The organism is Citrobacter sp. wls757, assembly GCF_005280935.1.
Classification (GTDB): Bacteria; Pseudomonadota; Gammaproteobacteria; order Enterobacterales; family Enterobacteriaceae; genus Citrobacter; species Citrobacter portucalensis.
In genome coordinates this window covers 35,279-46,790 of sequence record NZ_SZWU01000006.1, presented here as the reverse complement: position 1 = coordinate 46,790, position 11,512 = coordinate 35,279, and the positions used below count along the sequence as shown (strand labels likewise).

Genomic DNA, 11,512 nt, shown 5'->3' with positions numbered 1-11,512 from the left:
AATTTACCGGCTCACTTCCACGAGCCGGTTTTCAATGAATATTCCATTGGATTTATACTCTAAGGATTTCGAGTTGCAGGCAGGCGGCAAACTCGTGAATCCCCAGGAGCATAGAGAACTATGTGACTGGGGTGAATGAGTGCAGCTAACGCACCTGCAGCTTGAAAGACGACGAGTATCAACTTCTCCCTTCCGAGGATCTGACCCGAACGGTCGGATAAGATATGTTAAACAGTATTTTAGTCATTCTCTGCCTGATCGCCGTGAGTGCGTTTTTCTCGATATCTGAGATCTCGCTTGCTGCATCACGCAAAATAAAACTTAAACTGCTTGCCGATGAAGGCAACGTAAACGCACAACGTGTTTTGAAGATGCAGGAAAACCCCGGCATGTTTTTTACCGTCGTGCAAATTGGCCTTAACGCGGTCGCCATTCTCGGCGGTATCGTCGGTGATGCAGCATTCTCCCCGGCGTTTTACAGCCTTTTCTCGAAGTACTTCACTCCAGAGCTGTCCGAACAGTTAAGCTTTATTCTGTCGTTCTCGCTGGTTACTGGCCTGTTCATCCTGTTCGCGGATTTAACCCCGAAACGCATCGGTATGATTGCGCCAGAAGCTGTGGCTTTGCGTATCATCAACCCGATGCGCTTCTGCCTGCTGGTCTTCCGCCCGCTGGTGTGGTTCTTTAACGGTCTGGCAAACAACATTTTCCGTCTGTTTAAGATCCCAATGGTGCGTAAAGACGACATCACCTCGGACGACATTTACGCCGTGGTCGAAGCGGGTGCGCTGGCGGGTGTTCTGCGCAAGCAGGAGCATGAGCTGATTGAAAATGTGTTCGAACTGGAATCCCGTACCGTCCCGTCTTCAATGACCTCGCGCGAGAATATTATCTGGTTCGATCTCCATGAAGATGAGCAAAGCCTGAAGAACAAGGTGGCGGAACATCCGCACTCCAAATTCCTGGTGTGTAACGAAGATATCGACCACATCATTGGTTATGTTGATTCAAAGGATCTCCTCAACCGCGTACTGGCAAACCAAAGCATGGCGCTGAACAGCGGCGTACAGATCCGCAATACGCTGATCGTCCCGGACACGCTGACGCTCTCTGAAGCGCTGGAAAGCTTCAAAACCGCAGGCGAAGACTTTGCCGTCATCATGAACGAGTACGCGCTGGTGGTGGGGATTATCACCCTCAACGACGTTATGACGACGCTGATGGGCGATCTGGTAGGTCAGGGTCTGGAAGAGCAGATTGTGGCACGTGATGAAAACTCATGGTTAGTCGACGGCGGTACACCGATTGATGACGTAATGCGCGTGCTGGATATCGACGAGTTCCCGCAGTCCGGCAACTATGAAACCATCGGCGGCTTTATGATGTTCATGCTGCGTAAAATCCCGAAACGCACCGACTCGGTGAAGTATTCAGGTTACAAATTTGAAGTGGTGGATATCGATAACTACAAGATCGATCAGCTGCTGGTGACGCGTCTGGACAGTAAACCTACCGTTCTGGTACCAAAACTGCCAGATGCAAAAGAAGAGGCAAAGGCATCTTAACGCCTTACAGAAACATCAACGGCTCCCATCAGGAGCCGTTTTTTTAACTACTGCATAGCACTTTGATCAAGCCATCTCAGTTTGCAGACGCAAGACCTGACGGTTAACTTCGGACATCACGGAAAAATGCAGTTTGTCCTTCACTTTTGGGATAAGAATCTTACCCTTATCAAATTCAAAAGCGCCTACATCCTTGATATATAACCGTCCACGAAACAGGATCTTCACGTACTTCGCCACCTGCAGCGGGTTGTATCGTTGGAAAATTTTCATTGTTGTCTCCTGCTGAGCATTACGCCTTTGCGGTACCACAATCGGTCCGACAATCCTCAGGCGCAAATTTTAATGCCCTATGACTATAGACTATCTCGTTGATGTTTCCAGCGTGTATAAGTTTATTTACCTTCAAGTTACAATTATTCAGAATTATCTTTTCAACGCTTCGCTGACTTCAGTATAAGCCTTCATTTTTCGCAGGATTTGTGCGCCCGTCCGCAAACTGGCATCGCGCTTGCGGGAAAAAGCATCATTCGCACATATGATTAAATTCCAGACCCAAGTGGTCGGATCACCTGCAAAATAAAAGAAAGAAGGAAAACCTATGACCTTACGAAAACTGCTGGCGCTGTCGTGCCTGCTACTGCCGATGATTGCCTCCGCACATAAGTTTGAGATTGACCAGCGCGTACCGCCGGTGGGGATCGCCGATCGCGGCGAACTGATTCTCGATAACGATAAGTTTAGCTACAAAAGCTGGAATAGCGCGCAGTTGCCAGGCAAAGTGCGAATTGTGCAACACATTGCCGGACGCACCTCCGCCAAAGAGAAAAATGCGACGCTGATCGAGGCAATCAAAGCCGCCAACCTGCCGCACGACAAATACCAGACCACCACTATCGTCAACACGGATGACGCCATTCCCGGCTCCGGTATGTTTGTGCGCAGCAGTCTGGAGAGCAATAAGAAGCTCTACCCGTGGTCGCAATTTATTGTCGACAGCAATGGCATTGCGCGTAAAGCCTGGCAGCTGGATGAAGAGAGCTCCGCTATCGTCGTACTCGACAAGGACGGACGCGTGCAGTGGGCAAAAGATGGTGCATTAACGCAGGAAGAGGTGCAGCAGGTAATTGCCCTGCTGCACAAATTACTCAGTAAATAGAGACGCGGAAGCCGGGGTTGAGGAACGATTCACGTGGGGTGTAATCCAGAGGTTTCCCCTGCCAGTCGTGAACGTGCGCTCCGGCTGCGGCGGCAACGGCATGGCCAGCGGCGGTGTCCCACACGTTGGTTGGCCCAAAACGCGGATACAGCTGTGCGTGCCCTTCCGCCACCAGGCAGAACTTCAGCGATGAACCAATCGAGGTGGTCTGGTGCTCGCCCAACTGTTGCAGATACTCTTTTAACTCATTGTCGGCATGCGAGCGGCTAATGACCACCAGCGGCGGACGCGCGTCACGAACCTGAATTTGTTTGCGTACGCCGCACTCTTCTTTCCACGCTTTACCTTCTGCTGCGCTGTACATCACTTTCATTACCGGCGCGTAAACCACGCCCAGAACCGGCTTTCCTTTCTCGATCAGCGCAATATTGACGGTAAATTCACCGTTACGCTTAATGAACTCTTTGGTCCCGTCCAGCGGGTCCACCAGCCAGTAGCGCTGCCAATGCTGGCGAACATCCCAGCCAGGAGGCGCCTCTTCAGACAGAACCGGAATATCCGGCGTCAGCGCCAGTAATCCTTCGAGGATCACCGTATGTGCGGCGATATCTGCCGCCGTGACCGGAGAATCATCCTGCTTGCTGGTAATCTCCATCGGTTTGATTCCATCGTAGACCTGCATAATGGCATCGCCCGCGTTCCGTGCAAGCTGGCATACATGTTCTAGCATTCTCCACCTCGTTTCTGTCAGTGGTGTTAACTCGTTGTTTTACTTATACCCGATCGTCAGGGGATCCGCCAACTGTGATAGCGTCTGCGGTTTTAAACGCTATATTCATGTCATGATTCACAGTTCTGTAAGCAAGAAGATTTATATACATTTTCTTTTGTGGCTTAGATCTTAAAAGGATGCCCCTGATGATTAAGTTTAGTGCAACGCTTCTGGCAACGCTGATTGCAGCCAGCGTCAATGCCGCGACCGTCGATCTGCGTATAATGGAAACCACTGATTTGCATAGCAATATGATGGATTTCGATTATTACAAAGATACACCGACTGAAAAATTCGGTCTGGTACGTACGGCAAGTCTGATCAACGCTGCGCGTGGTGAAGTCAAAAACAGCGTGCTGGTTGATAATGGCGATCTGATTCAGGGCAGCCCGCTCGGGGATTACATGGCGGCCAAGGGGCTGAAAGCGGGCGAAACTCACCCGGTATATAAGGCGCTGAATACCCTGGATTACGCGGTGGGTAACCTCGGCAACCATGAATTCAACTACGGTCTGGAGTATCTGCACAACGCGCTGGCCGGAGCGAAGTTCCCTTACGTTAACGCCAATATCATCGACGTGAAGACCAAAAAGCCGCTGTTTACGCCTTACTTGATCAAAGACACTGAGGTGGTCGACAAGGAAGGGAACAAGCAGACGCTGAAGATTGGCTATATCGGCTTTGTGCCACCGCAGATTATGACCTGGGATAAAGCCAACCTCAGCGGCAAAGTCACGGTGAACGACATTACGGAAACTGCACGCAAATACGTTCCGGAAATGAGAGAAAAAGGCGCCGATGTCGTGGTGGTGGTTGCTCACTCCGGGCTTTCTGCCGACCCATATCAAACGATGGCGGAAAACTCCGTTTATTACCTCAGCGAAGTACCGGGCGTGGATGCCATTATGTTTGGTCACGCTCACGCCGTCTTCCCAGGTAAAGACTTTGCCAATATAAAAGGCGCAGATATCACAAAAGGTACGCTGAATGGGGTTCCTGCGGTGATGCCGGGTATGTGGGGCGATCACCTGGGCGTGGTGGATTTAGTGCTGAATAACGACAGCGGTAAATGGCAGGTCACTCAGGCGAAAGCCGAGGCGCGTCCGATCTATGACGCCGCAGCCAAAAAATCACTGGCAGCAGAAGACAAAAAAATCGTTGAGATCCTGAAAGCCGATCACGACGCCACGCGTGAGTTTGTCAGCAAACCGATCGGTAAATCCGCCGACAACATGTACAGCTATCTGGCGCTGGTACAGGATGACCCGACCGTACAGGTAGTGAACAACGCGCAGAAAGCCTATGTAGAACACTTTATTCAGGGCGATCCGGATCTGGCAAAACTACCGGTACTTTCCGCCGCCGCGCCGTTTAAGGTCGGTGGACGCAAGAACGATCCGGCAAGCTTCGTAGAAGTCGAAAAAGGTCAGTTAACCTTCCGTAACGCCGCTGATTTGTATCTCTATCCCAACACTCTGGTGGTGGTGAAAGCCAGCGGTAAAGAGGTGAAAGAGTGGCTGGAATGTTCTGCCGGGCAGTTCAATCAGATTGATATCCACAGCAGCAAACCACAGTCGTTGATTAACTGGGATGGCTTCCGTACCTATAATTTCGACGTGATTGACGGCGTGAATTATCAGATTGATGTTTCACAACCTGCTCGCTACGACGGTGAATGTCAGACCATTAACCCGAAAGCGGAACGTATTAAAAACCTGACCTTTAACGGCAAACCAATCGATCCGAATGCCACCTTCCTCGTCGCGACCAACAACTACCGCGCCTACGGCGGTAAGTTTGCCGGAACCGGTGACAGCCACATCGCGTTTGCCTCTCCGGATGAAAACCGCTCGGTGCTGGCCGCGTGGATTGGTGCTGAGACGAAGCGTGCCGGTGAAATTCACCCGGCGGCAGATAACAACTGGCGTCTGGCGCCAATTCATAGCGACACACCACTGGATATTCGCTTTGAAACATCACCGTCTGATAAAGCCGCGGCATTTATTAAAGAGCAAGGCCAGTATCCGCTGAAGAAAGTCGCGACCGATGACATCGGTTTCGCTATTTATCAGCTGGATTTAAGTAAGTAATTTTCGTGCCGGATGCGGCGCAATAGCGTCTTATCCGGCCTACAAAACTACGCAGCCCGTTCGTCCCGCTGCGCTAAAACCTGCGGCAAATTCAGTTCTATCCAGTCCGCCAGCGCGGCGACTTTATCGCTCACCTGCTCACCCAACGGCGTCAGGCTATACTCCACGTGCGGCGGCACCACCGGATACGACACCCGATTGATAAACCCGTCATGCTCTAACGCTTGCAAGGATTGCGCCAGCATCTTTTCACTGACCCCGCCCATCTTACGGCGCAAATCGCTGAAACGGTGCGTACCGTCGCGCAGCGCCACCAGAATCAACACGCCCCAGCGGCTGGTGACGTGTTTTAACACCTCACGGGAGGGACACTGTTCGGCAAACAAGTTGCCATCGCGTAACTGCTGAGAGAGCGTCGAAGCTGTCATTTTCATACTAACCTTTTTGTACGTACTTACTAAAAGTTAGTTTAGGTGTTAGCGTGATTAAACACAAGACCAATACCAAGGAGTCACCCATGATCGCGATTACCGGCGCCACCGGCCAACTGGGCCAATACGTTATTGAATCTCTGCTGAAAACCGTTCCTGCCAGCCAGATCGTGGCAATTGTGCGTAATCCCGCTAAAGCGACGGCGCTTAGCCAGCAGGGCATTACCGTTCGTCAGGCGGATTACAGCGATGAAGCCGCCTTGACGGCTGCCTTACAGGGTATCGACAAGCTACTGCTGATCTCCTCCAGCGAAGTGGGACAACGTGCCCCGCAGCATCGTAACGTGATTAACGCAGCGAAAGCCGCGCACGTGAAATTCATCGCCTACACCAGCCTGCTGCACGCCGACACCTCCCCGCTGGGGCTGGCTGATGAGCATGTGGCAACCGAGAAGATGCTGGCTGAATCCGGTATCGCCTACGCGCTGCTGCGTAACGGCTGGTACACCGAAAACTATCTCGCCAGCGCACCGGCTGCACTGGAACATGGCGTGTTTATCGGGGCTGCAGGTGAAGGCAAAATCGCCTCAGCGACCCGCGCCGACTATGCCGCTGCCGCCGCGCGCGTCATCAGTGAAGACGGTCACGCCGGTAAAACTTATGAACTGGCGGGCGACGCAGGCTGGGCCCTGAGCCAGTTGGCTGCCGAGCTGGCAAAACAGAGCGGTAAAAAAGTGGTGTATCAGAACCTGAGCGAAGCAGATTTTGCCGCCGCGCTAAAAGGTGTAGGCCTGCCTGCCGGGCTGGCGGACATGCTGGCTGACTCAGACACTGGCGCCTCCAAAGGTGGTCTGTTCGACGACAGCCATACGCTGAGCAAACTGATTGGTCGCCCGACCACCTCGTTGTCTGACAGCGTCAAAGGCATCGTGTAAGTGTTAAAAATTAGTTAATTGTGGTGGCATCCCCGCGCATCCTCTCTGATAATGACAGGATGATGCGTGGGGAGAGAAAACGTGCAAGGTGTACCTGAGCAGTTTATTGATGAGAAAGACAGCGCCCGCTTTCGCCATCTGGCGCAGGTGCCGGGCGTTGAGCTGTATCATGCACACATCTCGCGTTACGCTTTCGAGCCGCACACCCATGAAGCGTTTGGCATTGGCGCGATAGAAGCCGGAGCCGAACGTTTTCGTTATCGCGGCACGCAGTATGTTGCCCCCGCCCATTCCGTCGTCACCATGAATCCCGATGAGCTGCATACCGGCGAAGCCGAAACCGCCGACGGCTGGCGCTATCGGATGATTTACCTTGAACCCGACCTTCTGGAAGAGGTCACCGGGATCCGCCACTGGTGGTTTCATGACGTAACGCGTCACGATCCGCTGCGCTCGCGCCAGATCTGCTCGCTGATCCACGGCCTGTGGAACACGGAGGATCCGCTGGCACAAAAAGGACTCCTACTCGATCTGATCGACACGTTCCAGCCGCTGGCCCGCCATGCGCCGGTATTGCCGGAGGGGGCGCATCGCTTTGAACGGGCACGCGAGTATCTGCATGATAATTATATGCATCCGGTCACGCTCGACGAGCTGGCGCGGGTTGCATCGCTGAGTCCCTGGCATTTTCAGCGCCAGTTTAAGTCTCATTTCCACGTCACGCCGCACCAGATGCTGATGGCGATCCGGCTGTGGCGAGCCAAAGGTTTTCTCACTTACGGTATGCCCGCCGCAGAGGTCGCCGCCGCAACCGGCCTCACCGACCAGTCGCATCTCACCCGCGCGTTTACCCATCGCTACGGCATTACGCCGGTACGTTATCAGAAACAAGTCGTCCGGCGTTGATCAGCAATCTCATACAATACGGCAGCATTTTTCCTGCCTACACTCGACGTATTGTTAAACGATGTGGATGTCCAAAATGATTAGCGGTGTGTTGTATGCCCTGTTGGCCGGGCTGATGTGGGGATTAATTTTTGTTGGACCGCTGATCGTACCGGAATACCCGGCGGTATTGCAGTCGATGGGGCGTTATCTGGCGCTGGGGCTGATCGCATTGCCGATTGCCTGGCTGGGACGTGCGCGCCTGCGTCAACTCGTGCGGAAAGACTGGGTAACTGCGCTGACGCTAACAATGATGGGGAATCTGATTTATTACGTTTGCCTGGCAAGCGCCATCCAGCGCACCGGCGCACCGGTCTCCACGATGATTATTGGTACATTGCCGGTGGTGATCCCGGTCTTCGCTAACCTGCTCTACAGCCAGCGTGACGGCAAATTATCATGGTGGCGTCTGTCGCCTGCGCTGGTATTGATTGGTATAGGACTGCTGTGCGTGAATATCTCGGAGCTGAATCAGGGGTTACCAGACTTTAGTGGCTGGCGTTATGGTTCCGGCATCGCGCTGGCGCTTGTCTCGGTGGTGTGTTGGGCATGGTATGCGCTGCGTAATGCCCGCTGGCTGCGCGAGAATCCGGATAAGCACCCGATGATGTGGGCGACGGCCCAGGCTCTGGTAACGTTGCCCGTTTCTCTGCTCGGTTACATTGCCGCCTGCCTGTGGCTGAACGGGCAAACACCGGACTTCGCTCTGCCCTTCGGTCCGCGTCCGGGCGTGTTTATCGGTCTGATGATAGCCATTGCGGTATTGTGTTCGTGGGTTGGCGCACTGTGCTGGAACGTCGCCAGCCAAAAATTACCGACGGTGATCCTCGGCCCGCTGATTGTCTTCGAAACGCTGGCCGGTTTGTTGTACACCTTTATTCTGCGTCAGGAATTTCCACCTCTGCTGACGGTTAGCGGTATTGCGCTGCTGATGGTTGGGGTGGTGATAGCCGTCAGAGCCAAGCCGCAGAAACCGAGCGTCGTGGTGGTTTCACAATCATAATGTGCCGGATGGCACTGCTTATCCGGCCTACAAGGACTGTACGATCTCATGTAGGCCGGATAAGGCGTTTACGCCGCCATCCGGCGCGACACCTTAAACACCGCTACCGTCTGGTTCAACCGCGCGGCCTGCTCTTCAAGCGCAGCAGCGGCGGAAGCGGATTCTTCTACCAGCGAGGCGTTTTGCTGCGTGACGCGATCCATTTCGGCAACCGCCTGGCCTACCTGATCGATACCCCGACTTTGTTCATCAGAAGCTGAGGCAATCTCCCCCATGATGTCGGTCACGCGGGTCACAGCGCTAACTATTTCCGCCATCGTTTCGCCCGCTTCATGCACCAGCGCCGTACCGGCATTGACCCGATTCCCTGAGTCATCTATCAGCGCTTTGATCTCCTTCGCCGCCTGAGCGCTACGCTGCGCCAGCGTCCGAACCTCGCCTGCGACCACGGCAAATCCGCGCCCCTGCTCGCCCGCACGCGCCGCTTCCACCGCCGCGTTCAGTGCCAGAATATTGGTCTGGAAGGCAATGCCGTCGATAACATTGGTAATTTGCGCGATTTTGCTGGAACTGGTGGCGATTTCATCCATCGTACGCACCACACCATCAACCACGGTTCCGCCTTTTTGCGCCGTCTGTGAAGCATTTTTTGCCAGACTGGTCGCCTGACGCGCGTTATCTGCGTTCTGTCTCACGGTTGCGGTAAGTTGTTCCATGCTGGCTGCGGTCTCTTCCAGAGAGGCGGCCTGCTGCTCGGTACGTGAAGAGAGATCGTTACTGCCTGCGGCGATTTCACCCGCACCGGTATAGATGGTATCGGCCCCGTCACGCACCACGCTGACCGTATTCGCCAGCGCCTGCTGCATGTCACGGACGTTACTTGCCAGCAGCGCCATTTCATTGCTGCCATCGGCGCTGATGGGGTGCGTCAAATCGCCTGCGGCAATGTGGCGAATATGTCCCATCACCTCGTGGAGCGGCTTGAGCAGCACTCGCTGCATCGCCAGCCAACTGGCGATAATCACGGTGACGACAATCAGCATCACCGCGGACAGCAGCCAGATTATCTTCTGGTAATCACTCTCATTGTCCTGCACTCCGGCAGCGGCCAGCGCCGTTTGCGCGCTACGCCATTGCCGATAAACTTCCTGCATGGCCGTTTGCTTTTGCTCGGCATTCTGCTTGAACATCTCTTCCAGCTTTCCTTCAGCCAGCAGCGCGTTCATTTTTGCCAGCGTCGCAGAATAGATGCCGTACTGCTCTTCCAGTCGATCGGCCAGATGCTCATCCAGCCCCGGCGTTTCCGGCAGAGCGTAGTATTTATCGTAATGCTCTTTCGATTCGGCCAACAGGCGATTTGCCGTGTTCACCAGCTCCTTCAATTGACCGCCGTTAATCTCGCTGGCCATCGTTCCCTGTAAACGCAGCATGCCCCGGTTGAGCGTGACGCGAGCCTGGTTCAGGCTAATCCACGCATCGGTAAACTCGGCCACGTTCTGGCTGGAAAGTTGAGACACGTTAAAGTTCTGCTTATCGTTATTGAGTGCGCCAATAAAGACGCCCGCGGAGATGAGCTGCATTGCGCCCAGCGCGAGTAACACGGTGATAAGTAAGGTTATCACTTTGATTCGTTTGAACATCTGTAGCCTTTTATTATGCAGGTATTGTCTGAGGTCTAACTATCGGCAGCGGCGTGCGCTTATTTAATCCTGTCGTGCGGCTTTTTTCGCCGTACTTCTCCTTTCCAATAAGATTCAGCATCTTAACGAGATAAGAAATTTTCGTGACGCTCATCACAAAACACCCCACCCCGAAAGGGTTATATCCTTCGCCATAAGTTGCATTTAAAATACATCTTATATTATTGAGAATGAGGTAACGGCAATGTCTTATCGCGATCAACCTTTAGGTGAACTGGCGCTCTCTATTCCTCGCGCTTCGGCCCTGTTTCGTAAATACGATATGGATTACTGCTGCGGCGGTAAGCAAACGCTGGCACGCGCTGCCGCGCGTAAAGAGCTGGATTTAGACGTTATTGAGGCGCAGCTCGCGCAGCTGGCTGAACAGCCGCTGGAGAAAGACTGGCGTACCGTGGCTCTGGCTGAAATCATCGACCATATCATCGTGCGTTATCACGACAGACACCGCGAACAGCTGCCGGAGCTGATCCTGCAGGCCACTAAAGTTGAACGCGTTCACGCAGACAAACCGAACGTACCGCGCGGTCTGGCGAAAAACCTGACCATGCTGCATGAAGAGCTGTCCAGCCACATGATGAAAGAAGAACAGATCCTGTTCCCGATGATCAAACAGGGCATGGGTAGCCAGGCGATGGGGCCAATCAGCGTGATGGAAAGCGAACATGACGATGCGGGTGAACTGGTAGAAGTGATCAAACACATCACCCATAACGTCACGCCGCCACCAGAGGCCTGCACTACCTGGAAAGCCATGTATAACGGCATTAACGAGATGATCGACGACCTGATGGAACACATCAGCCTGGAAAACAATGTGTTGTTCCCGCGTGCCCTCGCAGGTGAATAAAAAAGCCCGGTAGCGCTAGCGCTTACCGGGCCTACAACGACCTCGAACGTAGGCCTGATAAGGCG

The 11,512-nt window shown here is 53.6% G+C and carries 11 protein-coding genes; 7 read left to right on the top strand and 4 right to left on the bottom strand.

Annotated features, from left to right (window positions below; translation table 11 throughout):
* The first annotated feature begins 224 nt into the window (after positions 1–224).
* The gene (locus FDW94_RS00635; protein ID WP_003830418.1) at positions 225–1,565 is read left to right on the top strand and encodes a hemolysin family protein; all 1,341 of its coding nucleotides are present in this window, start codon (positions 225–227) and stop codon (positions 1,563–1,565) included.
* 66 nt (positions 1,566–1,631) lie between these two features.
* On the opposite strand, the gene FDW94_RS00630 is transcribed toward FDW94_RS00635, so the two are convergent.
* Positions 1,632–1,838, bottom strand: a complete 207-nt coding sequence (locus tag FDW94_RS00630; protein ID WP_003025710.1) for a DUF1107 domain-containing protein — start codon at positions 1,836–1,838, stop codon at positions 1,632–1,634.
* A gap of 328 nt (positions 1,839–2,166) precedes the next feature.
* Here FDW94_RS00630 and FDW94_RS00625 point away from each other — a divergent pair, with 328 nt between their 5' ends.
* Positions 2,167–2,724, top strand: coding sequence for a YtfJ family protein (locus tag FDW94_RS00625; protein WP_048236270.1), 558 nt, complete (start codon positions 2,167–2,169; stop codon positions 2,722–2,724).
* Here FDW94_RS00625 and cysQ read toward each other — a convergent pair.
* Positions 2,714–3,454, bottom strand: coding sequence for a 3'(2'),5'-bisphosphate nucleotidase CysQ (gene cysQ, locus FDW94_RS00620; protein WP_008786026.1), 741 nt, complete (start codon positions 3,452–3,454; stop codon positions 2,714–2,716). The genes FDW94_RS00625 and cysQ overlap by 11 nt on opposite strands.
* A gap of 188 nt (positions 3,455–3,642) precedes the next feature.
* On the opposite strand from cysQ, the gene FDW94_RS00615 reads away from it, so the two are divergent.
* Positions 3,643–5,586 (top strand): bifunctional 2',3'-cyclic-nucleotide 2'-phosphodiesterase/3'-nucleotidase, encoded by a 1,944-nt coding sequence (locus FDW94_RS00615; protein WP_137376966.1) that lies wholly within the window; start codon positions 3,643–3,645, stop codon positions 5,584–5,586.
* Between the two features lie 47 nt (positions 5,587–5,633).
* Here the strand turns inward: FDW94_RS00615 and FDW94_RS00610 are convergent, their stop codons facing one another.
* A complete protein-coding gene (locus FDW94_RS00610) occupies positions 5,634–6,014 on the bottom strand; it encodes a helix-turn-helix domain-containing protein (RefSeq protein ID WP_032934267.1) in 381 nt (126 codons plus the stop codon).
* A gap of 89 nt (positions 6,015–6,103) precedes the next feature.
* On the opposite strand from FDW94_RS00610, the gene FDW94_RS00605 reads away from it, so the two are divergent.
* The 3 genes from FDW94_RS00605 (at position 6,104) to FDW94_RS00595 (ending at position 8,900) form a co-directional block, all read left to right on the top strand.
* Positions 6,104–6,952, top strand: coding sequence for an SDR family oxidoreductase (locus tag FDW94_RS00605; RefSeq protein WP_137376965.1), 849 nt, complete (start codon positions 6,104–6,106; stop codon positions 6,950–6,952).
* Positions 6,953–7,033: 81 nt separating this feature from the next.
* Positions 7,034–7,858, top strand: a complete 825-nt coding sequence (locus FDW94_RS00600) for an AraC family transcriptional regulator (protein WP_137376964.1) — start codon at positions 7,034–7,036, stop codon at positions 7,856–7,858.
* Between the two features lie 76 nt (positions 7,859–7,934).
* Positions 7,935–8,900: a DMT family transporter gene (locus tag FDW94_RS00595; RefSeq protein ID WP_048236274.1), complete on the top strand. Its 966-nt coding sequence runs from the start codon at positions 7,935–7,937 to the stop codon at positions 8,898–8,900.
* 68 nt (positions 8,901–8,968) lie between these two features.
* On the opposite strand, the gene FDW94_RS00590 is transcribed toward FDW94_RS00595, so the two are convergent.
* The gene (locus FDW94_RS00590) at positions 8,969–10,540 is read right to left on the bottom strand and encodes a methyl-accepting chemotaxis protein (protein WP_137376963.1); all 1,572 of its coding nucleotides are present in this window, start codon (positions 10,538–10,540) and stop codon (positions 8,969–8,971) included.
* A 244-nt stretch (positions 10,541–10,784) separates the two neighbouring features.
* Between FDW94_RS00590 and ytfE the strand changes: the two genes are divergently transcribed.
* Positions 10,785–11,447 (top strand): iron-sulfur cluster repair protein YtfE, encoded by a 663-nt coding sequence (gene ytfE, locus FDW94_RS00585; RefSeq protein ID WP_003025690.1) that lies wholly within the window; start codon positions 10,785–10,787, stop codon positions 11,445–11,447.
* The last annotated feature ends 65 nt before the right edge of the window (positions 11,448–11,512 follow it).